Source organism: Hydrogeniiclostridium mannosilyticum, from assembly GCF_003268275.1.
In the GTDB taxonomy this organism is placed as follows: Bacteria; Bacillota; Clostridia; order Oscillospirales; family Acutalibacteraceae; genus Hydrogeniiclostridium; species Hydrogeniiclostridium mannosilyticum.
Map to the genome: position 1 here is coordinate 49,052 of NZ_QLYR01000012.1, position 26,842 is coordinate 75,893.

General features: G+C 51.1%; 23 protein-coding genes. 4 read left to right on the forward strand and 19 right to left on the reverse strand.

The features are described from left to right. Nucleotides 1–142: 142 nt before the first annotated feature. The 14 genes from prfB to DPQ25_RS12900 all read right to left on the reverse strand — a co-directional run bounded on the left by prfB (nucleotide 143) and on the right by DPQ25_RS12900 (nucleotide 10,160). A complete protein-coding gene (gene prfB / locus DPQ25_RS12835) occupies nucleotides 143–1,270 on the reverse strand; it encodes a peptide chain release factor 2 (protein ID WP_112333577.1) in 1,128 nt (375 codons plus the stop codon). Between the two features lie 166 nt (nucleotides 1,271–1,436). After that, nucleotides 1,437–2,330 (reverse strand): polyprenyl synthetase family protein, encoded by an 894-nt coding sequence (locus DPQ25_RS12840; protein WP_112333578.1) that lies wholly within the window; start codon nucleotides 2,328–2,330, stop codon nucleotides 1,437–1,439. 18 nt (nucleotides 2,331–2,348) lie between these two features. Further along, on the reverse strand, nucleotides 2,349–2,570 hold the full coding sequence (gene xseB, locus DPQ25_RS12845; RefSeq protein ID WP_112333579.1) for an exodeoxyribonuclease VII small subunit: 222 nt from the start codon (nucleotides 2,568–2,570) through the stop codon (nucleotides 2,349–2,351). After that, entirely contained in the window at nucleotides 2,542–3,783 is a 1,242-nt protein-coding gene (gene xseA, locus DPQ25_RS12850) for an exodeoxyribonuclease VII large subunit (protein WP_112333580.1), read from the reverse strand. Before xseA ends, xseB begins: the two co-directional genes overlap by 29 nt. 6 nt (nucleotides 3,784–3,789) lie before the next feature. Then, a complete protein-coding gene (locus DPQ25_RS12855) occupies nucleotides 3,790–4,734 on the reverse strand; it encodes a tRNA (adenosine(37)-N6)-threonylcarbamoyltransferase complex transferase subunit TsaD (RefSeq protein WP_112333581.1) in 945 nt (314 codons plus the stop codon). Continuing rightward, the gene (gene nusB / locus DPQ25_RS12860; RefSeq protein ID WP_177577087.1) at nucleotides 4,727–5,134 is read right to left on the reverse strand and encodes a transcription antitermination factor NusB; all 408 of its coding nucleotides are present in this window, start codon (nucleotides 5,132–5,134) and stop codon (nucleotides 4,727–4,729) included. The genes DPQ25_RS12855 and nusB overlap by 8 nt, the downstream gene beginning before the upstream one ends. A 202-nt stretch (nucleotides 5,135–5,336) precedes the next feature. Then, nucleotides 5,337–5,903 carry a SpoIIIAH-like family protein gene (locus DPQ25_RS12865; protein ID WP_112333583.1) on the reverse strand — a complete coding sequence of 189 codons (567 nt, stop codon included), beginning with the start codon at nucleotides 5,901–5,903 and terminating at the stop codon, nucleotides 5,337–5,339. 28 nt (nucleotides 5,904–5,931) lie between these two features. Beyond that, a complete protein-coding gene (locus tag DPQ25_RS12870; protein WP_112333584.1) occupies nucleotides 5,932–6,492 on the reverse strand; it encodes a stage III sporulation protein AG in 561 nt (186 codons plus the stop codon). Beyond that, on the reverse strand, nucleotides 6,470–6,958 hold the full coding sequence (locus DPQ25_RS12875; protein ID WP_112333585.1) for a stage III sporulation protein AF: 489 nt from the start codon (nucleotides 6,956–6,958) through the stop codon (nucleotides 6,470–6,472). Before DPQ25_RS12875 ends, DPQ25_RS12870 begins: the two co-directional genes overlap by 23 nt. Next, a complete protein-coding gene (locus DPQ25_RS12880; RefSeq protein ID WP_112333586.1) occupies nucleotides 6,955–8,124 on the reverse strand; it encodes a stage III sporulation protein AE in 1,170 nt (389 codons plus the stop codon). The genes DPQ25_RS12875 and DPQ25_RS12880 overlap by 4 nt, the downstream gene beginning before the upstream one ends. Further along, nucleotides 8,121–8,510, reverse strand: coding sequence for a SpoIIIAC/SpoIIIAD family protein (locus tag DPQ25_RS12885; protein WP_112333587.1), 390 nt, complete (start codon nucleotides 8,508–8,510; stop codon nucleotides 8,121–8,123). The genes DPQ25_RS12880 and DPQ25_RS12885 overlap by 4 nt, the downstream gene beginning before the upstream one ends. 12 nt (nucleotides 8,511–8,522) lie before the next feature. Continuing rightward, on the reverse strand, nucleotides 8,523–8,717 hold the full coding sequence (gene spoIIIAC / locus DPQ25_RS12890; RefSeq protein WP_112333588.1) for a stage III sporulation protein AC: 195 nt from the start codon (nucleotides 8,715–8,717) through the stop codon (nucleotides 8,523–8,525). 17 nt (nucleotides 8,718–8,734) lie between these two features. Further along, entirely contained in the window at nucleotides 8,735–9,223 is a 489-nt protein-coding gene (locus DPQ25_RS12895) for a stage III sporulation protein AB (RefSeq protein WP_177577089.1), read from the reverse strand. Further along, a complete protein-coding gene (locus tag DPQ25_RS12900; protein WP_242978357.1) occupies nucleotides 9,153–10,160 on the reverse strand; it encodes an ATPase, T2SS/T4P/T4SS family in 1,008 nt (335 codons plus the stop codon). Before DPQ25_RS12900 ends, DPQ25_RS12895 begins: the two co-directional genes overlap by 71 nt. A 532-nt stretch (nucleotides 10,161–10,692) precedes the next feature. Between DPQ25_RS12900 and DPQ25_RS12905 the strand changes: the two genes are divergently transcribed. Continuing rightward, the gene (locus DPQ25_RS12905) at nucleotides 10,693–13,380 is read left to right on the forward strand and encodes an MGH1-like glycoside hydrolase domain-containing protein (RefSeq protein WP_112333591.1); all 2,688 of its coding nucleotides are present in this window, start codon (nucleotides 10,693–10,695) and stop codon (nucleotides 13,378–13,380) included. Nucleotides 13,381–13,533: 153 nt separating this feature from the next. Here DPQ25_RS12905 and clpB read toward each other — a convergent pair whose 3' ends face one another. Both clpB and DPQ25_RS12915 read right to left on the reverse strand, forming a co-directional pair. Next, a complete protein-coding gene (gene clpB, locus DPQ25_RS12910) occupies nucleotides 13,534–16,149 on the reverse strand; it encodes an ATP-dependent chaperone ClpB (protein WP_112333592.1) in 2,616 nt (871 codons plus the stop codon). 223 nt (nucleotides 16,150–16,372) lie between these two features. Then, nucleotides 16,373–16,996, reverse strand: coding sequence for an AAA family ATPase (locus DPQ25_RS12915; RefSeq protein ID WP_177577091.1), 624 nt, complete (start codon nucleotides 16,994–16,996; stop codon nucleotides 16,373–16,375). 208 nt (nucleotides 16,997–17,204) lie between these two features. Between DPQ25_RS12915 and DPQ25_RS12920 the strand changes: the two genes are divergently transcribed. Beyond that, a complete protein-coding gene (locus tag DPQ25_RS12920; protein ID WP_177577093.1) occupies nucleotides 17,205–18,035 on the forward strand; it encodes a sugar phosphate isomerase/epimerase family protein in 831 nt (276 codons plus the stop codon). An 84-nt stretch (nucleotides 18,036–18,119) separates the two neighbouring features. Here DPQ25_RS12920 and DPQ25_RS12925 read toward each other — a convergent pair whose 3' ends face one another. Together DPQ25_RS12925 and DPQ25_RS12930 are read right to left on the reverse strand one after the other, a co-directional pair. Continuing rightward, complete coding sequence (locus tag DPQ25_RS12925; protein WP_112333595.1) at nucleotides 18,120–19,379, reverse strand: MGH1-like glycoside hydrolase domain-containing protein; 1,260 nt, start codon at nucleotides 19,377–19,379, stop codon at nucleotides 18,120–18,122. Between the two features lie 20 nt (nucleotides 19,380–19,399). Beyond that, nucleotides 19,400–20,377, reverse strand: coding sequence for a sugar phosphate isomerase/epimerase family protein (locus DPQ25_RS12930; protein WP_177577095.1), 978 nt, complete (start codon nucleotides 20,375–20,377; stop codon nucleotides 19,400–19,402). Nucleotides 20,378–20,937: 560 nt separating this feature from the next. Here DPQ25_RS12930 and uvrB point away from each other — a divergent pair. Together uvrB and uvrA are read left to right on the forward strand one after the other, a co-directional pair. Further along, nucleotides 20,938–22,908: an excinuclease ABC subunit UvrB gene (gene uvrB, locus DPQ25_RS12935; RefSeq protein ID WP_112333597.1), complete on the forward strand. Its 1,971-nt coding sequence runs from the start codon at nucleotides 20,938–20,940 to the stop codon at nucleotides 22,906–22,908. A gap of 29 nt (nucleotides 22,909–22,937) precedes the next feature. After that, nucleotides 22,938–25,784: an excinuclease ABC subunit UvrA gene (uvrA, locus tag DPQ25_RS12940; protein ID WP_112333598.1), complete on the forward strand. Its 2,847-nt coding sequence runs from the start codon at nucleotides 22,938–22,940 to the stop codon at nucleotides 25,782–25,784. Between the two features lie 244 nt (nucleotides 25,785–26,028). On the opposite strand, the gene DPQ25_RS12945 is transcribed toward uvrA, so the two are convergent. After that, the gene (locus DPQ25_RS12945; RefSeq protein ID WP_112333599.1) at nucleotides 26,029–26,781 is read right to left on the reverse strand and encodes an exodeoxyribonuclease III; all 753 of its coding nucleotides are present in this window, start codon (nucleotides 26,779–26,781) and stop codon (nucleotides 26,029–26,031) included. Nucleotides 26,782–26,842: the final 61 nt, after the last annotated feature.

Genomic DNA, 26,842 nt, shown 5'->3' on the forward strand with positions numbered 1-26,842 from the left:
ACCTAAAATAAGGCCAAAAGAAAGTTACGCTATCGACCGGGGAGCAACAAGTTATATTTCGTTTGATTTTTGCAGACTGGCGCAGAAAGATCACAGAAGGGAGCCGCACTTTTCGGTACCACCCCCTAAAATGAATACTTTCCTAATCTCCATAATCGCCCAGTGTACCCAGGCTTTGGGCCTTTAAATAAGCATTAATAAAGCCGTCTAGGTCGCCGTCCATAACGGCATTGATATTACCGTTTTCAAACCCGGTCCGGTGATCCTTCGCCAAGGTGTAAGGCATAAAGACATAGGAACGAATTTGGCTGCCCCAGGCAATTTCCTTTTGGTCTCCCTTTATATCCTCAATCCGCTCCAGATTTTCACGTTCCTTGATTTCTACCAGTTTAGACTTCAGCATACGCATGGCCACATCACGGTTCTGGTACTGACTGCGCTCTACCTGGCACGAAACGACAATACCCGTGGGAATATGAATCAGCCGTACTGCCGACGAGGTCTTGTTGACCTTCTGTCCGCCCGCACCGCTGGCACGGTAAACCTCCATCTTAATATCATCCGGGTTGATTTCCACATCGACGGAATCGTCAATTTCCGGCATTACCTCCAGAGAGGCAAAGGAGGTGTGCCGGCGTCCGGAGGCATCGAACGGCGAAACGCGCACCAACCGGTGCACACCGTTTTCACTCTTTAAAAAGCCGTACGCATTCTCGCCCTCAATGAGGATGCTCGCGCTTTTCAGCCCAGCCTCGTCGCCTTCCAGATAGTCCAGCGTTGTCACCTTGTAGCCATGGCGTTCACTCCAGCGGCAATACATCCGGTAGAGCATTTCCGCCCAATCCATCGCCTCCGTTCCGCCTGCACCAGCATGAAACGTCAAAATCGCATTTTTTGAGTCATACTCTCCGGTCAATAATGTTTCCAGCCGCTGGCTCTCCAGCGAATCCCGAACCTTTCCCAGTTCCTCCTGTGCCTCTGGTAACAGGGAGAGATCTCCCTCTTCATCCGCCAGCTCAATCAGTGCCATCGTGTCTTCATAAGCCTGCTTCAGCCCTTCATAAGCGGCAATTTTATTTTTCAGCATGCTGGAACGCTGCAAAACCTTCTGAGAACGCTCCTGATCATCCCAAAAATTGGGCTCTGATGCCTTCATATCCAGCTCTGCCACCTCGTTTTGCATCGCCTTCAACCCCAGCGCCCCCTCCAAATCCCGAATACTCGGTTCCAGGCCGCTGAGCTCCTGCTTTAACTCTTCAAATTGAAGCATAAACAACCATCCTTAATCATCAAATCATTCATCCGGTCCCGAATGTCCGCACAGTCCGACACTTATTAAAACCCAAAAAACGCTGAACAGCCGGCCGATTCATCATATACCAATCTCGCTTTATTTTTATATTATTCCAAAAAAACAAACAGATGTAAAGAGCCCCTTAGTTCTCCCGCTCTCCCAGTTTTACCGCCAATTCTTTTAAAAACCTGCTGTCGCCGTCAAACGATTCCAACGCTTTGACGGCCTTTTCCGTCAGGCTGGCAGCTAATTTCCGGGCACTGTCCAGCCCCAACAAGCTCACATACGTACATTTTTTACTTTTTTGATCGCTCAATACCGGTTTACCCAAAACCTCCGGGTCGCCGGTGACATCTAATATGTCGTCGATGATCTGAAACGCCAACCCGAGCGCCAACGCATACTCCCGGGCGGCAGAAACCTGCTCATCACTCCCGCCTGCAGCGATGCACCCCATACAGCAGGCCGCACTGATTAATGCCCCTGTCTTGTATTCATCCATTGTCCGCAGCGTTTCCAGCGGAATTTGGCGCCCCTCGCTCATCAGATCAATCTGCTGTCCGCCGACCATACCATATACGCCTGCCTCACGAGCCAGGATATACGCCGCCCGCACAGCCCGTTCCGCGCCGCAGCATGCGACAGTGTCCGGCTGCAATATGGCCTCAAAAGCCATTGTCAGCAGGCCGTCCCCGGCCAGTAGCGCGGTGTCCTCCCCAAATACCACGTGATTAGAAGGTTTACCCCGCCGCATGGTATCATTATCCATGCAGGGAAGGTCGTCATGAATCAGCGAATAGGTGTGAATCATTTCCACCGCACAGGCAAATGGCAGTGCCTGCTCCTCCGTACCCCCGCAGAGCTCACAGAAAGCCAGCGTCAGCATTGGGCGAATCCGTTTTCCTCCATCTAAAAGGCTGTACCGCATGGCGTCGATCACATCGGATTGCAGCACCTTGTCCTCCTGGATATACGCTGACAGTTTATTTTCTACCGCCTGCTGAAATTTTCTTTGCCGATCCTCATATTGGCTCATGGCTCTCCTCCATTTTACTCAGTCCTCGGCCTCTTCACCGGAGTCCTCCTCCAGCGTAAGCTCCTTAATTTTTTGCTCCGCCGCATTAAGCTTCTGATAGCAGTATGCCGCCAGAGCGGTCCCTTCCTCAAACAGCTTTAAGGAGGCATCGAGAGACTCCTCCCCGCTTTCCAGCCGCTCAATCACGGTATTAAGCTTTCCTATCGCCGTTTCAAAGGTCGTCGTTTTGCTGATTGCCATTATTATCCCTCTTTTCCTCCACTTTAGCCAACAGCGTTCCGTCCGAAAGAATGATTTCCAGGCGCTCCCCTCTTTCCACATCCCGGGCACTTTTTAGCGGCTGATGGTCTCTTCCGTAAACAACGGAAAACCCTCGCCCCAGTACCGCCAGCGGGCTCAGTGCCTGCAAATGCTCAGCCGCCTGCTGCAGTTCTTTTTTCTTCTCGTCGGCAAGCGCCTGTTCCGCACGCTGCAGCTGCTCCCATAGAGCCGCAAGCTCCTCCTTTTTCTCCGCCGTGAGCAGCTCCGGCCTTTGCAGCGGACTTGACAGCAGCAAGTAATCCAGCCTTTGCCGCTGAGACTCCAACATGGCTCGTAAATTTTGTGCCATTCTTCGCTGCTGATAGCGCAGCGTAAATAAAATTTCCGTCTGCTCCGGTACAGCCAGCTCGGCAGCCGCAGAGGGCGTCGGCGCACGTACATCCGCCACAAAATCACAGATTGTATAATCCGTCTCATGGCCGACAGCCGAGATTACAGGAACCCGCGAATCCGCCACAGCTCTGGCTACACTTTCCTCATTAAAGGCCCATAGATCCTCCAGTGAGCCGCCGCCGCGGCCAATAATGATGATCTCTACGCCACCATACCGGTTCATTTGCCTTAACGCCCGTACCAGCTGAGGGGCCGCTCCCTCTCCCTGTACCAGCACCGGGCAGAAAACAACCTCAGCGACCGGAAAACGCCTGGCCAGGATGGAGAGAATATCGTGCACAGCCGCCCCGGTAGGCGAGGTAATTACGCCGATCCGCTGCGGATAGAGCGGCAGTGTTTTTTTTCGCTCCTGGGCAAACAATCCTTCTGCTTCCAGCTTTTTCTTCAGCTGTTCATAGGCCATATTCAAGGCACCGAGGCCGTCCGGCTGCATATCCTCTGCATAGATCTGATACTGCCCGCCAGCCTCATAAATGCTGACTCTGCCCCGCACCAGAACCTTCATACCATTTTCCGGCACAAAACGCAGCCGTCTGGCATGCTGTGCAAACATTACTGCCTTTACTACCGCCCGGTCATCCTTCAGGGAGAAATAGAGATGCCCGGATTTATAGTGATTGGTAAAATTAGAGATTTCACCCACTACAAAAATCTGGGACAGCAGCGGGTCCTCCTCCATTTTAGAGCGCAAATAGGTGTTTAATTGTGAGACCGTTACCGTAAGAAAGCGATCCGCCATTGCTCATCACTCATTTCCCATTATATGGTTTAATCGAAGCGAAGCCAGCAAGGCAACCCCTGCAGCATTATCTGAAGAAAAATCGGGCTCCGCAAATTTCGCCTGATATTTCCGGCTAAGCCGCTCCCTTAAGATGGAACAGCCGCTTACTCCCCCTGCAAAAAGTATAGGTAAGCCCGGATGCTTTTCCGTCAGCGCCGCTGCCATTGCATCCAGCGCCGCGTGAACAGACAGCAGGCAATACAACGCCACATCCTCTTTTGGGGCGCCCTCCCGCAGCAATTTTTCACACTGGTTCTGAACACCAGAAAGAGAGCAGTTCCCCCCTTTCATGGATGCCCTCGGGCGAAACTCGGCCTTTGAGGCAAGCGCCAGCGCTTCCATTGCACGGCCCGACGGAAAAGGAAGCCCCAAAAGCCCGCCGACACGGTCAATTGCTTGTCCGGCCTTTAAATCCAGCGACGTTGCTGCAATATCCGCCCGCAAAATCCCCTCCGGGTCCGGGGTTACCCGGACGGCTTCCGTCGTACCTCCCGACACATGAAAGGCCAGAAATGGCCGTTCCACCCATTCCATACAGCCCGCCGAATAAAGCGCCGCAGCGATATGGCCGGCCTGGTGCGAAAAATAAAACAGGGGAATTTTCAGTGCCGCCGCCAGGGAGCGCGCCACACCCGTCCCCACCGTGAAGCATGGCATATAAGAGCCCGCCTGATCCCGTGGGCGGGAAGAAACGCCCACGGCTCCAATGCAGCCGTCCGACTCCTTCAGCAAGGCCTCCACCAGCTCCGGCAGCTGCTGAACATGATGAAAAACCGCATCGCTCTGGCGCAGGCCGAGCGCTCCTTCCCGTACCGGCAACAGCTTCTTTCGCTGCAAAATTCCTTGTTTACAGTATAACGCGGCTGAAGTCGTATAATTGCTGGTGTCAATTCCCAGACAGTCAGGCATGCTTCTCACCCAGGGCTTTATCTAGTGACCCTAAAACCCCGTTGATAAACGGAGCATCCTCCGCCCCGCCGTATTTCTTTGCCAGCTCTACCGCCTCATTAATAGAAACACTGTTCGGGATTTCCTCCTCAAACAGAATTTCATAGACAGACAGCCTTAGGGTGGAAAGCGCTACCTTGGACAAGCGCCCGATTTTCCAGCCGCGAATATATTTTTCTATCATCTCATCGATTGCGGCCTCATGGTTTTCGACCCCCTGCGCCAGGCGTTCGGCAAAATCATCCACCAATAAGTCGCGGGATAAGCCTGCGGAGTCAATCAGGTCCTGAGTCGGCTCGTGGTTGATGGTTCGTTCAAATACCAGAGCAAACGCCTGCTCTCTTGCTTCGCTTCTTTTCATTAAAAGCCCTCCTGCCAGTCAACAAAAAAGCCCTCCACTATGGTGGAAGGCTACTGAATTACCGTTTAATTTTCAAGCGTCCACATAGTTATTATACCACACAAGCACAAACCGGGGCAACTTAAATTTTATTACGAAGAAAAAGCCCTTTGGAAACGGTTTTCCCGCTTCCAAAGGGCTATGGCTGCCTGAAGGCCGTCCATTATTCACTTTCTACAATCTTAATCTTATCATAGGTGATACCGGATTGACCCGCGACAATATCCTTGATGACAATGGCATAGTTCTGGTCGTTATCTCCCCGTTTTACCACAACGCTGCACTCACCGTTCTGAATAAACACCACACAATCCGGGAAGCCCTTGGCCTTAATCAAATTTTCGATATTATCCTCCTGCAGCATATTCTCCGCCATTGCCTGCGCCTTCGCCAAGGCTTCCTTTTTCACCTCATCGCTGCTCTCTGAATTTTTCAGGGCTTCCTCCAGCAAGGTCTTTGCCTCGTCTCTGGATTTCTGGCGTGATAGCCGCGCCTGTGAAAAATAATCGCTGCTGGCCGGCGATCCGCTTTCCGCTCCTGCAGCGGACTCTGTGCCCGAGCTCAGCGCCGAACCGTTCACCAGCTGCGCCTCCCCGATATTTTTTTCCGAATTTACCGCATTAGTAGCCAGCAGGTCGTCGTTGCCTGTGAACTGCCAATTTAAATATACCGCCGTTCCTAAGGCAACCACTAAAGCCGCCAAAATAAGCTGCCGCTTTCCGAAACCCATAAATTGCTCCTCCTGTACCTAATGATATTTATTTTGCTTTTATTACACACACCTTTACAGATGTGATATTCAACGCTGTTGTAACGGCGTCAATAACGTTTTGCTGCACAACCGGGTTATCCGCCCCCGAGCAGACCACAACCACCCCTTTGACCACGGGCTGAACCTCCGTCACCTTTATGGCCCGCTGGTTGCCATTTGCATCCTTTACAATAATATAATTGGTCTCGCGGTTATCATTGGCGTTGCTCTGCGCTGTCTGCGTGCTGATTTTCTCTTCCGTCGCATAGACTTGCTCGGCGTCTTTTTCCAGCGTCACCAGAACCGTGGGATCCCCTACGCCCTCTATTTTCCCCAGCAACCCCTCCAAGCTGCTTTGCAGCTGCTGCGCGTAATCCTCCGCAGAAATCTGCGAAACGCAGGATTCCTCGTTTTCGCTTTTACCGGTGGAATCCAAAGAAAAAAAAGAGGAAAGGCAGATCAGTCCTATACCGACAAGCCCTATCACCAAAACCACCTTTCGCCCCATAGGATTTTCTGCAATTTGTGCCAGCATTGTTTTTGCCTTATCCGTTTTCTTCTCCGCCATCGACGGTCACCTCCGTTTGCAGCCCCAGTACTGAGGAGAGATGCTCTTGTGCGTGGATAATATGCGCTTCCTCTCCGGAGGCCAGTACCACAATGACCTTATTAATTACTATGCTGCTTGTTTCATCTATATCCATTATTACAGAGACATTTTTACAATTAATTTGTAATTTACTCAATTCCGCTGTAACCAGGCTGCGGATGCTCTGCTGTGCAGCGCTTTGAAGCTGCTCATCCACCGTACTGCTAAGCCGGTCGTCCGGTTCTGCCTGTGACTGCTGCTGAAACAGCGCTGAAAGCTGCGGGGCAATGTTAGCGACCGGCGCCACCATTACACACAGAAAAAAAGCGCCCGTCACAAATTTTGCCATTCGTTCCATTGAGCCGCCGGGCAGTAAATATTGCAGCAGCGCCGCAATTAAAGCAGCCATACAAATAGCCAAAGACCATGCGCGAACCGCACTCATGCCGCCGTCCCTCCCCCGAGCATCAACATTACCACACTGGAAATCGTCAGCACCGCCATTGTGCACAGCAGAATCGCCAGCAGTGTTTCCATCACCTTACCCGCCGCCGATAGCAAATCCGTGATTTCCTTGAGCTCAAAAATCTGCCCAATGCCCACGCAGACCCAAAGTGTCAGCTGCCACAGCACGCATTCCAAAAGGACCGGCAGAAAAAGGGCGCCCTCTGCCAGCAGCCCAAAGGCAGTTACCCCGGATTTAATCATTTTTACGCAGCCTGTAATAGTTCCCAGCGCTTCCCCTAAGGCCCCGCCAACTACCGGTACAAAGCTGCTAACCATAAAACGTGCCGCGCGGGCGCCGGTGCTGTCCACCGCCGATGTCACCAGGCCGTGAATGGTTAGCAGCCCGGAAAATATCGTCATGCAAAACGTAAGAATCCACTTGACAGCTTTGGAAAAGGAGTTGCTGATGCCGCTTAGATTCACACTCGGCGATACCGTACCGACAACAGAAAAGGCCAAAAATATATTCATCAACGGAGCCAGGATCGTGGAGGACAGCAGAGTAACAGTATTGCCGACTGCCACCATAATCATTTGGAAAGAGCCCGCTCCTGCCGTCTGCCCGGCAGCCAGCATAATCGCTGCCAATACCGGCACACAAGCCAGCAAAAAGCCTGCCGCCGTGTTAATAACCACTGTCACCTTTTCAATGCATGCCACCAGCGGCTGCACCACCAGTACACAGATGCAGAGGGTTCCAACCAGACCGGCAACGCTGCTCATCGTGCGCTCCTGAAAGGAGCTTTTAACCCCGTTCATAAAAGCACAAAGCAGAATTACAGCCACAACGCTCAGGGCAACCTTCAGCGGGTTTTTCGAGGCTTCTCCAACCATACCGGCAACCTGATTATAAAGCGCCTCCGGTGTGATGGAGGTAATACTAGCCCAATCCGCGCCCTCCACACCCAGGCCGCTCAGCGCACTGCGCGTCTCCTCAGGCAGAGCAGCGGGCAGGTCATTAGCCCCGCTTTCTTCCATCTGCTGTTCATAATACCCCTGCAGATCCTCATCTAGTCCAAGATCCTCTGCATGGACGCAGGGGGCCGCGACCAATAAAAAAAGAAGAAAGAATAAAAGAAAGAGCACTCGTCTTTTTTGTTTCATTTTCCTATCAATGACGCTGCAGTGGAGGCGATGGACTCAAAGAGCGGCAGCGCCAATAGCAACACTGCAATTTTTCCTGCAATTTCTACTTTGGAGGCAAGCGCATTTTCCCCTGCATCGCGGCAGGAGTCAGCCGCAAATTGGGCAATATAGCACACGCCAAGGGTTTTAAACAGAATCAGGGCATATTCTCCAGAAATACCCGAGATGGAAAACAGTGTTTCCATCTGCTGAAGGATGGGCGCCACCGTCTTGAGCAATTCGATTAAAATAACAGCGCCCGCTACAATTGAAACAACAACCCCAAGCTCACTGTTGTAGCGTTTAAGCATAACGGCCAGCAAAGCGGCAATTAACGCCAAAGCGGCGATGGCGGCAATATTCATGACGACACCCGCCTACAGGCCGAAAATGGACTTTACCGCTTCAAACAGGGCATCGATTTGCTGAATAATCATCATTAGTACTACAATTAGTCCCGCCAGCGTCGTCATCATTGCCTGTTCCTCCCGCCCGGACCGAATCAGGAGCTGGTTGAGCACCGCAACGATGATGCCGACCGCGGCGATTTTAAAAATCAAATCTACATTCATTTTGTTCCTCCTGTTTTTTAGCCAAGCAGCAGGGCGGCGGCAATTCCGCCAAAAATGCCAAGCAGCAAATAAAGCTTCGCTTTTTTCTCCTTCTGGCCTCTGGCCTCTTTCAGACGAACCTGGAACAGGTCGGTATAGAGCTCGCAGTGGGCAAGCTGCCCACTGATGTCCGTCGTCCCTAAACCCACGCCAAAATCCTGCAGAAGCCTTCGGTCCTCGGCATTAAAACCTGCAGCCCGGCTTGCTTCCTCCCGCCATACAGAGAGAAAGGCGGCGCCCTGCTCCAATTTTTCAGCACAGGCCTTTAAAAATTCAAATTTTTCACCATGCCGGCGGATGATTTCATCCAAATGCGTCTGCGAGAAACGAATTTCAGTGGTCATCACCTGAAGAAAGCTTAAAAAGTCCTCCAGCCGCCGTTCCCGCAGGATCAGCTTACGCGACTCCAGCAGGCCACACAGGCTCCCCGCCGCTATCAGAAGAATAGTTCCGATGAATTTGAGCAAGAAGATCACCCGCCTTACATACACCTGTCACTGTCCCCGGGCTGCTGCGTTCCCCCAAAAACGCAACTGTTCCAAAGGCTCCTGTTTCCAGCAGCCGTACAGCCGGCCTTCTATGCAGCAGCTCCTCGGCAGATCCGGCGTGAATAGTGGAAACCAACGTCACCCCAGCGTTCAACCCCTGCTCCACAGCAGAGACATCCTCCATGCCGCCGAGCTCGTCACAGACAACAATGTCCGGTGAAAGGGTTCGTACAGCCTGTAAAATCCCCTCCGCCTTGGGGTAACCGTCTAAAACATCGCAGCACAAGCCCAGGTCGTTCTGCGGTACGCCGATGCATGTGCCGGCCAACTCACCCCGTTCGTCGACCACGGCAACCTTACGGATAGGACCGCTTCGCCCACTGCTGAGCTCCCTGGCAAGGTCCCGCAGCAAGGTTGTCTTGCCTGTAGCGGGCGCGCCGGCAATGAGCAGCCCGTGCGCCCATCTGCCCTTCATCTGCCGTAAAAGCTCCTGTGCGCATCCCGGTATTTGGCGGGCAATTCTGAAATTCAGCGAAGAGATATCCCGCAGGGAGGCGATTTTTCCATCCTGCAAAACTGCTGTTCCGCCAACGCCAACCCGGTGCCCTCCCCGCAGCGTTATGTAGCCGTTGCGTATTTCATCCTGATGGCTATAGACAGAATAGCTGCAAATGGCACGGAAGGTTTCTAAAATATCGTCGCGCGTGGCTGTCAGCATTTCCTCGGCCGGATAACAGAGGATTCTACCCGCCCGGCTAAAAAAATAAATTCCCTTATTGCAATAGAGGCAAACCGGACGGCCTGTACGCAGCCGGATTTCCTGTGTCTGCCGTTTAATATCCTCCGGTATCCTGCGCAAATGCTGCTTAATCGTCTCCGTTATCGGTTCTATAATCCGGTCAAAACGTTCTTCCATATTCATTCACCCTTGTCCTCGTTTTCTAACACATAGATATGGACAATCCCTTTTACTTAGAACTGAAATCCTGCACTTTCTTCATTTTGCAGAGAACGCCGCCCAATTATCCAGCTACAGCCGCTAAGTGGCAGAAGGATTGCCTCTCGCTGCCAACCACATATAAAAACGTTTTTTAACAAAAGATCAGATTAAATCGACAAAATATACTTGTATGTTATATTTGTTTTATTTATTCTGTTGACAAGCAATTCTCTTCATCCCGGGCCCATCCCTTTCTATAATTTTTGCCGTTAAGCTTTTTGGCAGCGCGCGGCACTCAGAACGAGTGAACGGTAAAGCTGTAAGGAGTAAGGGAGAGCTCAAACAGGTACTCCATTTAAAAGGAGGTGCTGTTTAAAAGAAGCAAACGCTTGGCTCCAATCCCCAACAAATGGGGACGCAGATCTTTTCAATTTGTTGAGGCTTCTCATGGTCCCTGAAAAACAAGCTTTCAGACGGAACAAAATCTTTATTGAGGAAGTGATATCAAATGAAAAAGAAAAATTTTCTGGCGCTTACGCTGGCATTATTATTCCTCATCCTGACACCTGCCAGTATCAATGCCGCCGTCTCCAGAGAATGGAGCTGGCAAAACGCCGGAGACGAACAAGGCTGGAGCAGGAACGAGCAGATCGACAACTGGATTGTCACTAACGGCAGATATACGCTGCATATCTCCGACATGGAAGATCCTAACATTACAAGCCCGACGATTTCCATTGACACATCGGTGTATAAAATCCTGGAAATCACCTATCGGAACACCACAGGCAACACGGATGCCAAGCTCTATTGGCGCCGGGACGGCGAAGGCTTTTCTGAGGCCCGGGCAAAGAGCATCCGGACACAATCCGACAACCGGTGGCACACACTTCAGGTAGATCTGGAGCAAATGAGCTCCTGGAGCGGCACCGTCGTTCAGCTGCGCTTTGACCCCACCATGGGCGGAAATGGAAACTTTGAGCTGGACAAATTCTCCTTGCTTGACAAAAAGAACCGCTACATGCTTAGTAACGGTTACTATAAGATCGGCGGCGTCGATGGACTGATCGACATGATTTGCTTTGACCCACAGGGTAAGGGAAATTACAGCGAGGATCTTGTTAACGGCAACTTATTTCTCTCCCTAGATTATAACGGAAGCCAGTACAGCAGTACCTCCGACCAGGTGGCCTGGAGCGTCAGCGGTACCGTTTTGCAGCTTCAGAATATTCATTTCTATAATTCCGGGCTGGTTGGCAACTGGCGCATTGAGCTAAACGGAAACCGGATGAAAAACACCTTTACCATTACCTCCGGCGGCGATAATAAAAAGCTGACCAACGTGGGATTCGTTATGGATACCCCTTGGGAAAACAGTGGTTACGAGGTAGAGGCCTCCCCTGCCGGTACGCTCAAGGTTCCGTTTTCCAAGATGGTGAGCAGCGCGGACCGCTACCACTCCGCCTACGCCTACAAGCGGACCTCTTCCGAGGACAACGAGGCCTTCGGGCTAGAGGGAGACTGGATAGACTGGCAAGGGGCGAACGGCTATAATTTTAATCTTCGTTTCTATCCGGACACCAAATACTTAAGCCCGGTCTGCAGCACCGACAACATGAGGCTGCATTTCCGTAAAGCCAACACAGAGACGATTACCCTGAATAATAACCAGGCCTTCACCAGAACGCTGGATATTGTTCTGTCATCTCCAGGCGATGTCACACCGTCTCATTTTACCCGTTTCGAGGGCGGCGACCCGACGGTAACTAAGGCGCTGAACGACATGCTGTATGAATTCGGCTACGCCCGGGAAGCCGGCTGCACAAATCCCGACTGGTGGGAGTGGATCAGTTTAACGCGTGCATGGCAGGACGACAACTACCGGCAAGTCGATGTCGACCATACGTTAACCGTACGCCAAAGCGACAACGGCTATGTTTGGACCTGGGGTAACCTGGAAGGCTGGCCCTTCCCAACGGACCGGGACAGCAACCATTATTTAATGACCTCTGCAAACTATATTAACGCTGTCTATAACTATTTTATGTACAGCGGCGACTTGGATTACCTAGACTCAACCATCAGCAAGATGCGTTCCAGCATGAGCTACCTGCTGACAAAATTTGACTCCGCCTCCGGGCTCTTTATTATCGATCACCCGGATCATGACGGAACCAGCCGGTCCGTCGGGAGCAATTACTGGGACATCATCCCTTATGGCTACAAGAGTGCCTACGACAACATCTACTGCTACAACGCACTGAGAAGAATGGCTGAGATTGAGGCTATGCTGGGCAACAGCGCCCGGGCCGCCGAATTGAACGGCTATGCGGATACGTTGACACGCTCTTATAACGCGGCCTTTTGGCACAATAACCACTATATCCAGGTGATTGACGCCAATGGCGCTGCGCATGACTACGGCTGCGTTTACCTGAACCTTGAGGCGATTAATTATGGTCTGGCAGACACAGACAGAGCAGCCGCCATCATGAATTATCTAAAAACCACAGCAACCGCATCCGGCAAAGCCGATGCCCTGTCTGCCTTTGCGTTTGCGCCGCGGACCACTATGGTTAACAACCCGCACAACTCCCAGGGCGGCTGGTATGTGTCCATTTATAACAGCGACGGTATTTATGGAACCTCTCAGCTGCAAAATGGAGGCGCGAACTTCTACACCATGTATTATGAGCTCATGAGCCGGCTCAAAACCTCCGGCGCCGATGATGCCTACGCCCGGCTTACAACGCTTGTCAACCGGTTCAATATGGAACATATGCAAGGCGGGAACCCGCTCTATTACGGCGAGAAGAATCAGCACGGCAGCGAAGGAAATGTGGGCCTATGGGGAGAGTTCCCCGAAAGCGGACTGGTGCCCGTAGTTGCCAAAGACGGGTTTATGGGCATCAGCGCCGATTCCGGCGGACTGCATGTAGCGCCGAATTTCCCTGCCACAGGAATGACCTCCCTGACGCTGGATTCTGTCGATTACTGGGGGATGAAACTAAAAATCACCGCCTCCAACAGTTCAGTCAGAATCCAGGCGCTGGAAAATAACAGTCCCTATACTGATTGGAGGATCAACGGCGCCGCAGCCGTAGGCCGGTTCGATATCACAGTGCCGATCTCCTCAGGCGGCACCGTAACGCTTGCACGGGGCACAAGCGTTTACAGCTTAGCGGATATTTCATAAAGCGCTTTTTAGAAAGGGCTTTCATCAAATTTCACTGCAGGCCTCAGAAGGTTGATTTGGATAAGCGACCGGCAGATAAAACAGGGGCCGCCGGCAGCATCTGCTGCCGGCGGCCCCTCATTCTATTTTAGCAAAAAAGATCTTCTGAAAGCATTATGCTTTTTCGGGACTCGTACGCACAACAAGTTGATCGCCCTCGCGATCCACCGTTAAATGGGTTCTCGGGCTCAGATCCTTCTCAATAATCAAGCGTGCAATGAGCGTCTCAACCTTGCTTTGAATGTAACGCTTCAGCGGACGGGCGCCATAGACGGGATCAAACCCCTGTTCGACAACCAGTTCCTTAGCCGCTTCTGTAAGTGAAACACTGAGCTGTTTATCCTCCAAACGGCGCTGAAGATCCTTCATCAGCAAATCAACAATCTGGAAGATATTTTCCTTTGTCAGGGGCTTATAGAATACGATTTCATCCAAGCGGTTGAGGAACTCCGGCCTGAATTGCTGTTTCAGCATCGCTTCAACCTGCGTTCTGGCGCTTTCCTCCAGTTCACCGTTTGAGTTGATCCCTTCCAGAATAAACTGAGAGCCGAGGTTCGAGGTAAGAATGATGATCGTGTTCTTAAAATCGACCGTACGGCCCTGGCTGTCTGTAATGCGGCCGTCATCCAGCACCTGCAGCAGTACGTTAAACACGTCCGGATGCGCCTTTTCCACCTCGTCAAACAGAACGACGCTGTAAGGGTGGCGCCGAACCGCCTCGGTTAGCTGGCCGCCCTCCTCGTAGCCCACATATCCCGGGGGCGCACCAATCAAGCGGCTGACCGAGTATTTTTCCATATATTCGGTCATGTCAATTCGCACCATGTTGCGTTCATCGTCAAATAGAGCCTGCGCCAACGCCTTTGCGAGCTCTGTCTTACCAACGCCGGTCGGCCCCAAAAACAGGAACGAACCAATGGGCCTGTCTGGATCCTGGATTCCTGCACGGGAACGCAGAATCGCATCGCAAACCTTTTCAACCGCCTCGTCCTGGCCGATAACCCGTTCATGCAGGATAGAATCCAATCTGAGGAGTTTTTCCCGTTCGCCCTCCATCAAACGGCTGACAGGAATCCCGGTCCAGCGGCCGATGATGCGGGCAATCTCCTCTTCCGTTACGCGGTCTCTCAGCAAAGAACCGGAATTTTGGCTTTCTTCAGCAATTCTTTCTTCCTCCTGCAGTTCTTTCGTCAACGCGGGAAGCTTGCCATACTTCAGTTCCGCCGCCTTATTCAGATCATAGCCGCGTTCCGCTTTCTCAATATCGGCATTTACCTGCTCAATTTCACTGCGAAGCTTCTGAACCTTTTCAATGGCGGTTTTTTCATTTTCCCATTTAGCCTTCATTTCCTTAAAATGGGCACGGAGCTCCGCCAATTCCTTTTGAATGCTTTGCAGATGCTCTTGAGAAAGCTGGTCCGTCTCCTTTTTTAGGGCAGCCTCTTCAATCTCATACTGCATAATTTTACGGGAAACCTCATCCAGCTCCAAGGGCATAGAGTCCATCTCCGTACGCACCATAGCGCAGGCCTCGTCCACCAGGTCGATGGCCTTATCCGGCAAAAAGCGGTCGGTGATATAGCGGTTGCTCAGCGTCGCAGCGGCAATCAGCGCTTGATCCTGAATCTTTACGCCATGGAACACCTCATAGCGTTCCTTCAGGCCGCGGAGAATAGAAATCGTATCCGCCACCGTCGGCTCCTCCACCATTACCGGCTGGAAGCGGCGTTCCAAGGCCGCGTCCTTTTCAATATACTGATGGTACTCGTCCAGCGTGGTCGCACCGATGCAGTGCAGCTCCCCCCTGGCCAGCATGGGCTTAAGCAGGTTGCCCGCATCCATGCTGCCCTCGGTTTTACCGGCGCCGACGATGGTATGCAGTTCATCAATAAAGAGAATGATTTTGCCCTCGGATTTTTTAACCTCATTAAGCACTGCCTTTAAGCGTTCCTCAAACTCGCCGCGAAATTTTGCGCCGGCAATCAGTGCGCCCATATCCAGCGAAAAGAGCTTTCTATCCTTCAGGTTTACAGGTACGTCGCCGCGTACAATCCGCAGCGCCAAGCCCTCGGCAATTGCTGTTTTGCCAACGCCGGGCTCACCAATGAGCACCGGGTTATTTTTTGTTTTTCTTGAAAGGATTCGGATAACATTGCGAATTTCTGAATCACGGCCAATCACGGGGTCCAGCTTATGGTTTTTAGCGAGTTCCACTAAATCCTGCCCATATTTTCCGAGTGCGTCATAGGTATCCTCTGGTGTGTCGCTGGTTACACGGGTGTTGCCGCGCACAGAGGACAGCACCGACAGGAATTGATTCTTATCGACCTGAAAGGTGCGAAGCAGCTCCCGCAGGCTGGCATTCGGATGGTTCAGCAGGGCAAGGAAAACATGCTCCACACTGACGTATTCATCCTTCATACGGTCCGCTTCTTTTTCGGCATCTGTTAATACCCGGTCCACATCCGCCGCCACATAGATCTTTCCAGCCTCCCGGCCTGGCCCGGTCACCCCGGGCATCTGAGCAATTTTTCGTTCCACCTGCTGCAATACGGCGGCAGGGTCCACATTCATTTTCTTCAGTAGCTGCGGAATCAATCCATTATCTTGCTGAAGGAGCGCCGCAACCAGATGTTCCTGTTCAATTTGCATATTGTTGTTTTCAATAGCAATATTTTGCGCATCCTGGATTGCCTCTAAAGATTTTTGAGTAAACTTTTGAGCATTCATGGTATCACACCCCTTTATTTTAGCACTCCATATTATCAAGTGCTAAAATTAGTATATTAGACAATTGTTACAATATTATGAACGTATCCTGTTTTTCCTAAAAAATATCTTACCAATGCCGCGCACTTTTTTGGTGGTTTTCGCCTAAAACTTTTTCTTTACTTTTTCCTTACAGGTGTTATCATATTCATTAAAGGTCCAGAATGGAAATCTGCTATCAGGTTCAAGTAGAATCTGAGAAATTCAGAATATCATGAGCGAAAGATGTCCAATCCATGGAATCGGTGTTAAGAATCAAGCTAGGAATAGAAACTCGATTAATCGCCATGACAAAACGCTCCTGGCCGGCAAGATAATCAGAAGCCTGCTTTGTAATAGCATCCGCTGTTCGTACCACCCCCATTTGCGTATCTCTTAAACGAATGCGGTTGGCTATGTTATCATCGGAAATGGTAAGCAATACACATTTAAGGCCTAATTGGTTGCACCGATTTTCAATACTGACAGATGGCGTGTTAAAAGCGGCTATATGGTTGAGATAGAAGCGCTCAAACAGGACGAACAGGCCCCTCGATTGCCGTCTTGCCTCCCCTAACGAACAAGCCCATTGGTTCAACTGCTCTACCATGGATAAACGTTCATTCAGTAGTGATAAATGTGCATCTTGATCCAGCCGAACAAGGCCATCATCTGTTTTATTTAGCACTTGAGAATAATGTTCTCCCAACGCAATGACGCTTCTTTCGTTTTCACGGCCATTACCGTGAAGACGTTTGATTTCTTTAAAGACTGAAGTTTTACCCGAACAGGAGATTCCCTCCAGCATGATGCCTCTTGTAAATCCCATTGCCGTCACCATTCTTATAGCAAATATCATACCCTAAGAGACAAGAAAAAACATCAGGGGTTAAGCATGTGGTTGAGGCGGCAACCTTCGTTACGGAAATCTCGTCCAAAGAGGCATGCTACGCCCCTAACCCGATGCTTGCATTGTATCCCATCGCCATGGATATGGCAATTAGAATACTGACCACACAATGAGGAGGTTATTTTTGATGAGACTGGGAGGAACCGTTTTTAACTGGGGAAAGGACCCCGCCCTTTTTGCCCAAAAGCATGTTGAAAAAGGGTTTACCGCCGCTGTCTGCCCTGATTTTCTAAACGCTGGGGATACGGCTATGAATACGCTTTTTGTGCGGGAATTGGAACAGCGCGGAATCCTATTCGCGGAGGTCGGCGCGTGGTGCAACCCCTTATCCAGGGATCAAAAGCTGGCTGAGCAAAACATTGAGCATATGATTGAACGGCTGGCCCTGGCTGAAGAGCTCGGCGCAAAAACCTGTGTGAACATTTTGGGAACGTACACCGGTAAAAGCTGGTACGGCCCGCATCCCGACAACTATTCGGCAGACTTTTTTGCCCAAGCGGTCGATGTGGCCCGGAGGGTCGTGGACGCAGTAAAGCCAAAGCGGACAACGCTCTCCTTTGAAATGATGCCCTATAACTTTTTAGATCACCCCAAGGCTTATTGTAAATTTTTAAAAGCTGTTGACCGGCCTGGAGTTGCCGTCCATTTTGACCCCTGCAACTGCATCAATAGCCCTCATCTCTATTGCCATATTACCCAATTTTTAGAGGAGGCATTTGCCCTTTTCGGCAGCCAGATCGTTTCCGTACATTTAAAAGATATTGCCCTGCTGGATGAACCCGTAACCGCTATGTTCCAGGAGGTGCTGCCCGGCGCCGGGCATATGGACTACCACACCCTGCTTCGGTGTCTCAACCGCCTGGATTCTGATACGCCGGCAATCATTGAGCACCTGCCGGACGAGCAGTCCTTTGACGCCGCCGCGGCCTATATTTCAGAGGTCCAAGCTTCCCTATAAACACATCTTTATCATAGTCAAAGGGCCTACCGGCACATAAAGTTGAGTGCCGGTAAGCCCTTTATTTTTTCTTAGACGCCTCTTTTAAAATTCCGTGATATAGTCCCTTCCCTCATACCAGTCAATCATATTCAGCACCAGCATGTTCCAATTCTGGAAACCCAGGTTCAGCAGCGGCTCTCCATCATCGGGCGAATAATATTCGTGCATGCCTCCAAAGCGGAGAATATCCCGCCCAAACAGAGTAATGGTCTTTTCGCAGAGCTCTCGGGCTTCCTCCAGGAACCCATAGCGAACGAGCCCGCGGAAAGTCATGTAATTGGCAATGCCCCACACAGGCCCCAGCCAGCAGGAGGGATTACTCGACGCAACTACCCGGTACATCTTCTCCTGACAGGAAAGCGTACGGACCCCCGCCAGACAATTAAACGACTTCGGGTCGCGGTAGCGCTCAACGGCCCGGGCAGCCTGCTCCTCTGTGGCAACGCCTGCCCATAGCGCCATAAAGCCGGACCAGACATCAATGCGTTGAATCAAGCAGTCCCAATGCCGCGGCATCCCCTTATGGTAAAAGGAATCCCCTGAAAAATCCACAGGCCGCAGATTAATATCAACGCTGTAAAAAAAGCCGTCCCGGTCGTCGTAGCAATGGGTTCGTACCGCTTCAACCAGCGCCACCCGCTCCTGTTCGTAAAATACTCCAGCCGCCGGCATGCCAAGCTGCCGGCAAAGATATACCATAGCCTCTAGTTCCTTCACCATCAGGCAATTTAAATAAATAGAGGCCGAGGAACCATCTGGCCTGTAAAAGGTACAGGGATCATTATCCACTCCGATCATCTTATCGGTTTGCCAGTAAAAAAGGCCGGTCGGCTGATGCTTGTGATGATTAATATAATTGTTGATATGAAACTGCAATTTCAGAAAATCATTGCGCAGCCACTCCACATCTCCGTCCCCATAGCGCACCAGAAACGCCGCATGCTGGGCCAGAACCGGCTTGTGCATATTCTCTCGGTAAATATCCGCAGGCCGCAGCGTTGCAAGGTCCGCATCCCGCACCACCGCGATCGGCATAAACCCGTCGCTGCCGGTAAAAGAAAGATAATTTAAAACACAGCCCTTTTCATAGGCCTCCGCTTCCCCCGGGTCCGCACCCACATCTGCCAAAATTTGCTTCAGCGCCACGTTGGAAAGGTAGGAATCCCAATCCCACAGCACATCATCATAGGCTTTGGACCCCGGAGTCAGAAAGCCATAGGGAAAAACGCCGCCTTTTTCGCGGTACATTTCGCGGTAATCCTTTTGTATATAGGCCCGCAGGGCCTTGATATACTCATTCATCTTCTTTTTCCCCAGTTCTATTATTTTTTACCAAAAATAGCCTTGCGCAAGAACGCGCTCGCTTCACAGGCGTTACCCTTGTGGATAATAGCCTCCACTTCTTCACTGTCCATGGCGTCTACGGCATCCATAAAGGCGTTCATCCAAGCGACTGTTTCATTGACGGCATCCCGCCCATCCTCACGGTACGGATATTGGTCGGTAGAAATCCAGTTGCTGTAGCCGGTCTTTTTCAGCCAGTAGAACAGCTCCAAATATGGAATGGTATGAATGGTCCCGGCGATCATATCATCATCCCACATGCAGTAATTGTCGTTCATATGCAGGTGGAAAAGCTTATCGCCATATTTTTTGAGCACAGCGACAGATTCCGCCACGTTCTCATAGGCAACCGTCGCATGTCCATAATCAATGGTCACGCCACAGTTATCACAGCCAATCTCCTTAACCATCAGCAGTGTGCTGTAAACATTGGAGGGATAACTGCGGTTGCGCGGCTCCTTCGGCTTATATTCAATGGAGATTTTCATGTCGGGCGCATAGCCGCAGCACGCCGCGACCCCTTCCTCAAACCAGGTGCGTTCCTGCATGTAATCCGCCTGGAAATAATAATCGTAGCCATCTTGCCCGGGCCACAGGCTGATAGTCGGGCAGCCGATAAGACGGGCGGCATCAATCATATCTTTTGTTACCGCGATCGCCTCCCTGCGGATGCCCGCATCCTTGTTGGTAAAAGCGCCGAATTTCCATTTCATCTCGCCAAAATGATCCGGGATAATGGAAACCGCCTGAAGCTTGTATTTTTCAAGCAGTTCCCGAATCTGAGGCGCGCTCTCCTTTGTGATATGCCAGTTCCCCACAAACTCAACACCGCGTACGGTGTCAATAGAAGCAACCCGTTCAAACATTTGCTCAACGGTAAAGGGATCGGCGTATGCCGGGCAATAACGGTCGCTGCAAGCCCCCACATTTCCCAAAATGACTGAAATTTTTCTCATCTGAATCATCCTCCTCTTAAATCGTTGCTTACGGCCGGGAGTGTACCTCTTCGCAATGGCAAGCTCTATGCCCCTGTGCGACATGCGGCTCCGGCTTTTTCCAGTTTCAATACAAAAGACTCTTTCTTTTTTATACCGCACATTTTCAGCGGTGTCAACTAAAACTATATAAATATAGAAATGATTTTCTGTTGCAACCATACATTTATAAGTCCACCATACTTGTCCCTACTTGTTCGCCTGATTTTTGACAGATTCACGTGATGTACGCTCTATGCAGCAAAAGGCCCGTGTCAGGCATATTTGCACTGTTGAACTGGGTAAAATAAGCCGGATAAATTGTAAGCAACCGCCGCCTGTGCTATCATGATTCAGTAGGCTTTCCCGCCGCATAGCATTACTCCCAAATGGTGGATTCACCGGCATAAGTCTTGACAAAAATTTTTATATGGAGTACGATTATATCCGTACAAATATTCGTTTTATTAAATACAAATATTCGTCCAAGGGAATAAACAGAACGGGCAGGCGTTCCTGCTGTTAGTGAGGATTTTGAAAATATGAGTCAAAAAGATGTATTTGAGTTGGTTTCCTCTTATCAGCCAACCGGCGACCAACCAAAAGCAATTGCGGAGTTGGTGAAGGGCATTCAGAACGGCGACCGGGAGCAGACGCTTTTAGGCGTAACCGGTTCCGGCAAAACCTTCACAATGGCCAATGTCATTGCGCAGTTGAACCGGCCGACGCTTGTGCTCGCTCACAACAAGACTCTGGCCGCCCAGCTCTGCGCTGAGTTCCGCGAATTTTTCCCCAACAACGCAGTCGAATATTTTGTTTCCTACTATGATTATTATCAGCCGGAGGCCTATATTCCCACCACCGACACCTACATTGAAAAGGACTCCGCTATCAATGATGAAATTGATAAGCTGCGCCACTCCGCCACCAGCGCGCTATCTGAGCGCCGGGACGTCATTATTGTCGCCAGCGTCTCCTGTATTTACAGCCTGGGCGATCCCATTGATTACCGCACAATGGTAATTTCCCTGCGCCCCGGAATGCAGAAAAGCCGGGATGAGCTGCTAAAAAAATTGGTCGAAATCCAGTATGAACGCAACGATATCAACTTCATCCGCAATAAATTTCGGGTTCGCGGCGACACGGTTGAAATCTTTCCCGCGCAAAATACAGACACCATCATCAGGGTGGAGTTTTTTGGGGATGAAATCGACCGCATAACCGAACGCAACGCCTTAACCGGGGACCTGAAGGCAGAGCTCAAGCACGTCGCCATTTACCCAGCCTCGCACTATATTGTTCCCGCGGAAAAGATGCAGCAGGCCGTCCAGGAAATTGAAGACGAAATGCTGCAGCGCGAGGAATTTTTTAAAAAAGATGGAAAGCTGCTGGAAGCCCAGCGTATTCGCGCCCGCACCGTCTATGACATTGAACTTCTGCGCGAGGTCGGCTTTTGCAAAGGAATTGAAAACTACTCCCGCGTCTTGTCCGGCCGCAAGCCTGGAAGTATGCCCTGCACCCTGCTGGATTATTTCCCGGACGACTTTCTGCTGTTTGTCGATGAGTCCCATGTGACCCTGCCCCAGGTGCGCGCCATGTATGCCGGCGATCGTGCCCGCAAGGACGTTCTTGTCAACTATGGGTTCCGGCTTCCGTCCGCTTACGATAACCGTCCCCTGAATTTTGATGAGTTCTACCAGCATGTCCATCAAGCCGTTTTCGTCAGTGCAACTCCAGGCGATTTTGAAAATGAGCACGCTGCCCAAACGGTGGAGCAGGTCATCCGGCCGACCGGGCTGGTGGACCCCGAAATCATTGTAAAACCGACGGAAGGCCAGATTGACGACCTCATTTCTGAAATCAACCTCCGCACCGCCCGCAGCGAACGAGTCCTGGTCACCACGCTGACCAAAAAAATGGCAGAAGACCTCTCCTCCTATTTAGATGAGATGGGCATAAGAATCCGCTATATGCATCACGGCGTGGACACCGTGGAGCGCATGGAGATTATACGGGACCTCCGGCTGGGTAAGTTCGATGTGCTTGTCGGCATTAACCTGCTGCGCGAGGGCCTTGATATCCCGGAGGTGTCCCTGGTTGCCATTCTGGATGCCGACAAAGAAGGGTTCCTGCGTTCAGAGCGTTCGCTGATTCAGACAATCGGCCGGGCCGCGCGAAATGCTGGAGGACAGGTCATTATGTATGCGGACACCGTAACCCCCAGCATGGAGGGCGCTATCCGCGAAACAGAACGCCGCCGGCAAATTCAGCTTGCCTATAATGAGGAACACCACATCACGCCTAAAACCATTAGCAAGAAGGTCTCTGATATATTGGAGATTTCCACCCACAAGGAGGAAAAGAAAAACAATAAAAAGCGTTATATGACGGTGTCCGAAAAGAAAGCAGCCATAGAACAGCTGACGAAGGAAATGAAAGCCGCCGCCAAGCTGCTTGAGTTTGAACACGCCGCTTTCCTGCGAGATAAAATCAGGGAGCTGGAGGAAGAATAAATTTCACAACATTGAGAGGAATGAAATCAATGACGCTAAAAGATATTTTCATCAAGGGTGCCCGCGAGCACAACCTGAAAAATATTGATATTCAAATTCCCCGGGACAAATTAATCGTTTTCACAGGGCTTTCCGGCTCAGGAAAAAGCTCCTTGGCCTTCGACACCATTTACGCCGAGGGCCAGCGCCGTTATGTTGAAAGCCTTTCCTCTTATGCGCGCCAGTTTTTGGGGCAGATGGAAAAACCGGATGTCGATTATATTGAGGGACTCTCCCCCGCAATATCCATCGATCAGAAAACCACCTCGAAAAACCCGCGTTCAACCGTGGGAACCGTCACCGAAATTTATGATTACCTCCGCCTGCTTTACGCACGGGTCGGCATTCCCCATTGTCCAGTTTGCGGGCGTGAAATCAAGCAGCAGACAGTTGACCAGATCGTGGACCAGGTGCTGGCGCTCCCTGAAAAAACAAGAATACAGATTCTGTCCCCAGTGGTACGCGGACGCAAGGGCGAACATGTCAAGGAATTTGAAAACGCCCGAAAAAATGGCTTTGTCCGTGCGCGGGTTGACGGAGAAATCCGCGACCTTTCCGATCCTATTAAGCTTGAAAAGACCTACAAGCATACTATTGAAATTGTAGTGGACCGCCTGGTGGTCAACAGCGAAATCCGCTCCCGTTTAGCGGACTCCATCGAAACTGCCGCTTCGCTCTCCGGCGGTATGATTGTGGTCAACATCATCGGCGGAGAGGACCTAACCTTCTCTCAGAGCTATGCTTGCCCGGAGCACGGTTGCAGCGTGGACGAACTAAGCCCACGGATGTTTTCCTTCAACAATCCATTCGGCGCCTGCTCCAAATGCACCGGCCTCGGTGTTTTTATGAAAATTGACCCCGACCTTATTATTCCCGACAAAAGCAAGTCCATTAATCAAGGCGGGCTGAAAGGCAGCGGCTGGGCAATGGAGGGAAACTCCATTGCCAACATGTACATGCAGGGCCTGTCAAAACACTATAAATTTTCCTTAGACACGCCCTTGGAGAAGCTGCCGTCCAAAATCATCGACATTCTTTTATACGGCACCAAGGGTGAAAAAATCACGCTGGAACGCAAGAGTGACTATGGCAGCGGCAGCTACCGGGCTGAGTTTGAGGGGATCATCAACAACCTCGAGCGGCGTTTCCGTGACACCCAAAGCAACTGGATCAAAGAGGAAATCGAGTCCTATATGAGCGCGATCCCCTGCGATGCCTGCCACGGGCAACGGCTGGCCCCCATGAGCCTCGCGGTAACGGTCGGAGGGATTAATATTGCGGAGTTCTGCGAGAAATCCGTTATCACCGCGCTGGATTTTGTAGAGAGCCTGAAGCTCTCAGAACGCGACGCCATGATCGCACATGCTATTTTGAAGGAAATTAAAAGCCGGCTGAACTTTTTACGCAGTGTAGGCCTGGGCTATTTGACCCTCTCGCGCTCCTCCGGAACGCTTTCAGGCGGAGAGAGCCAGCGCATCCGTCTGGCCACACAAATCGGTTCCTCCCTGATGGGGGTGCTTTATATTCTGGATGAACCCAGCATCGGTCTGCATCAACGCGATAACGACAAGCTGCTTGCAACCCTAAAGCACCTCAGAGATCTCGGCAATACCGTCATTGTCGTTGAGCATGATGACGAGACCATGCGAGCCGCCGACCACATTGTAGATATTGGTCCAGGCGCCGGCATCCACGGCGGCCATGTCGTTTACAACGGAGATGTTCAAGGGCTTCTCGCCTGTAAAGAAAGCATTACCGGGCAATATTTAAGCGGTATAAAAAAAGTAGAGGTCCCCTCCAGCCGTCGAAAAGGCAGCGGCAAAAAGCTAAAAATTACCGGCGCTGCACAGAACAACCTCAAGAACATCAATGTAGATATTCCTCTCGGCTGCTTCGTTTGTGTGACAGGGGTGTCCGGGTCCGGCAAATCCTCGCTTGTGAACGAGATTCTTTATAAACACCTTGCCAGCGAACTCAACGGCGCCAAGAAACGCCCCGGCAAATTCAAGCAAATGAAAGGCCTGGAAGAGCTGGACAAGGTTATCGAAATTGACCAGTCTCCCATTGGCAGGACGCCGCGCTCCAATCCTGCTACCTATACCGGCGTGTTTACCGACATCCGTGAATTATACGCCTCCACCCCGGATGCAAAGGTTCACGGCTTTACATCCGGCCGGTTCTCCTTTAACATCAAGGGCGGCCGCTGCGAAGCCTGTGAGGGCGACGGCATTATCAAAATTGAAATGCATTTTCTACCCGACATCTACGTCCCCTGCGACATTTGTAAGGGAAGGCGGTACAATCGTGAAACGCTGGAGGTCAAATATAAAGGAAAGAGTATTTACGATGTTCTGGAAATGACCGTGGAAGAAGGTCTGGAATTTTTCAGCAGCCTGCCGCGCATTGCCCGCAAGCTGCAAACACTGGTCGACGTCGGACTGGGCTACGTTAAAATCGGCCAGCCAGCCACTACCCTGTCCGGCGGCGAGGCACAGCGGGTCAAATTAGCAACCGAGCTTTCCAAGCGGGCAACCGGCAGAACCATCTATATTCTGGACGAGCCCACTACCGGCCTGCACATTGCCGATGTACACCGGCTGATTGATGTCTTACAGAAGCTGGTTGACGCGGGCAATACCGTCGTTGTCATTGAGCACAATTTAGACTTGATAAAAACCGCAGATTATATCATCGATATCGGGCCCGAGGGCGGCGACGAAGGCGGCACCGTTGTTGCAAAAGGCACACCGGAAGCCGTCGCAAAAGTCCAGGATTCTTATACAGGCCAATATCTCAAGCGGGTTCTTCAGCCGGAGTCTTCCAAAACAGATCGCTGACAACACATTTTATACTTTCATCGCTTTAACACCGAAACAGGGGATGGCGGCCGCCATCCCCTGTTTCGGTGTTCTTTGTAATTCGCTGCCCGTTTAGGAGCTATAGCGCAAGCGATAATCAGCGGCCGGATTTTCAACGCCTCTTTAAAGAAAGCTTGCAGGCATGAAGCCCTAACTGATGGGGCAAGGCTAATTTACCGCTGATAAACCGCAAGGAGCCCCACCCGGGCAGTCCTTTGTAATTTTACCCAAGGACCAATTCAACGGGGCAATGGTCGCTGCCCATAATTTCGGCATGGATATTAGCGGCCTGTACCCGCTCCTTCAAGGCCTCCGAGACCAAAAAGTAATCGATACGCCAGCCCGCGTTTTTCTCCCGCGCATGGAACATATAGCTCCACCAGGTATAAGCGCCTGTAGCCTCAGGATAAAGCATCCGGAAGGTGTCAATAAAGCCGCTTTCTAAGAGCTCTGTCATCTTTCCGCGTTCCTGGTCGCTGAACCCGGCATTTCCCCGGTTGCTTTTCGGATTTTTTAAATCAATTTCTTCGTGCGCTACATTCATGTCTCCGCAGACAATTACTGGTTTTTTACAGTTCAAGCCTATCAGATAGGCTCTGAAGGCATCCTCCCATTGCATGCGGTAATCAATCCGCACTAAATCCCGCTGGGCGTTAGGCGTATATACGTTTACCAGGTAAAATTCCTTTAGCTCCAGGGTAATCGCGCGCCCCTCCCCTACGTGTTCCGGCGCAGCAATATCATAAGCGACGGAAAGCGGCTCTTCTTTACAGAAAACAGCCGTCCCTGAATAGCCTTTTTTTATGGCGGAATTCCAATATTGGCGGTAGCCGGGCAACTCATACTCCACCTGCCCGGACTGCATTTTCGTCTCCTGTATACAGAAGAAATCCGCGTTTACCTCGTTGAAATAATCCATAAAGCCTTTATTCATACACGCCCGCAGGCCGTTGACATTCCAGGATATAAATTTCAAAGAACCACGCTCCCGTCTGTTTATATTCCCCGTAAAGCACCCCGGTCCGCCGGCTGCTTTG

What these genes read in the sequence shown, in the direction of transcription:
- prfB (WP_112333577.1), bottom strand. Translation starts at nt 1,270, where the DNA reads ATGCTTCAATTTGAAGAGTTAAAGCAGGAGCTCAGCGGCCTGGAACCG.
- DPQ25_RS12840 (WP_112333578.1), bottom strand. Translation starts at nt 2,330, where the DNA reads ATGAGCCAATATGAGGATCGGCAAAGAAAATTTCAGCAGGCGGTAGAA.
- xseB (WP_112333579.1), bottom strand. Translation starts at nt 2,570, where the DNA reads ATGGCAATCAGCAAAACGACGACCTTTGAAACGGCGATAGGAAAGCTT.
- xseA (WP_112333580.1), bottom strand. Translation starts at nt 3,783, where the DNA reads ATGGCGGATCGCTTTCTTACGGTAACGGTCTCACAATTAAACACCTAT.
- DPQ25_RS12855 (WP_112333581.1), bottom strand. Translation starts at nt 4,734, where the DNA reads ATGCCTGACTGTCTGGGAATTGACACCAGCAATTATACGACTTCAGCC.
- nusB (WP_177577087.1), bottom strand. Translation starts at nt 5,134, where the DNA reads ATGAAAAGAAGCGAAGCAAGAGAGCAGGCGTTTGCTCTGGTATTTGAA.
- DPQ25_RS12865 (WP_112333583.1), bottom strand. Translation starts at nt 5,903, where the DNA reads ATGGGTTTCGGAAAGCGGCAGCTTATTTTGGCGGCTTTAGTGGTTGCC.
- DPQ25_RS12870 (WP_112333584.1), bottom strand. Translation starts at nt 6,492, where the DNA reads ATGGCGGAGAAGAAAACGGATAAGGCAAAAACAATGCTGGCACAAATT.
- DPQ25_RS12875 (WP_112333585.1), bottom strand. Translation starts at nt 6,958, where the DNA reads ATGAGTGCGGTTCGCGCATGGTCTTTGGCTATTTGTATGGCTGCTTTA.
- DPQ25_RS12880 (WP_112333586.1), bottom strand. Translation starts at nt 8,124, where the DNA reads ATGAAACAAAAAAGACGAGTGCTCTTTCTTTTATTCTTTCTTCTTTTT.
- DPQ25_RS12885 (WP_112333587.1), bottom strand. Translation starts at nt 8,510, where the DNA reads ATGAATATTGCCGCCATCGCCGCTTTGGCGTTAATTGCCGCTTTGCTG.
- spoIIIAC (WP_112333588.1), bottom strand. Translation starts at nt 8,717, where the DNA reads ATGAATGTAGATTTGATTTTTAAAATCGCCGCGGTCGGCATCATCGTT.
- DPQ25_RS12900 (WP_242978357.1), bottom strand. Translation starts at nt 10,160, where the DNA reads ATGGAAGAACGTTTTGACCGGATTATAGAACCGATAACGGAGACGATT.
- DPQ25_RS12905 (WP_112333591.1), top strand. Translation starts at nt 10,693, where the DNA reads ATGAAAAAGAAAAATTTTCTGGCGCTTACGCTGGCATTATTATTCCTC.
- clpB (WP_112333592.1), bottom strand. Translation starts at nt 16,149, where the DNA reads ATGAATGCTCAAAAGTTTACTCAAAAATCTTTAGAGGCAATCCAGGAT.
- DPQ25_RS12915 (WP_177577091.1), bottom strand. Translation starts at nt 16,996, where the DNA reads ATGGGATTTACAAGAGGCATCATGCTGGAGGGAATCTCCTGTTCGGGT.
- DPQ25_RS12920 (WP_177577093.1), top strand. Translation starts at nt 17,205, where the DNA reads ATGAGACTGGGAGGAACCGTTTTTAACTGGGGAAAGGACCCCGCCCTT.
- DPQ25_RS12925 (WP_112333595.1), bottom strand. Translation starts at nt 19,379, where the DNA reads ATGAATGAGTATATCAAGGCCCTGCGGGCCTATATACAAAAGGATTAC.
- DPQ25_RS12930 (WP_177577095.1), bottom strand. Translation starts at nt 20,377, where the DNA reads ATGAGAAAAATTTCAGTCATTTTGGGAAATGTGGGGGCTTGCAGCGAC.
- uvrB (WP_112333597.1), top strand. Translation starts at nt 20,938, where the DNA reads ATGAGTCAAAAAGATGTATTTGAGTTGGTTTCCTCTTATCAGCCAACC.
- uvrA (WP_112333598.1), top strand. Translation starts at nt 22,938, where the DNA reads ATGACGCTAAAAGATATTTTCATCAAGGGTGCCCGCGAGCACAACCTG.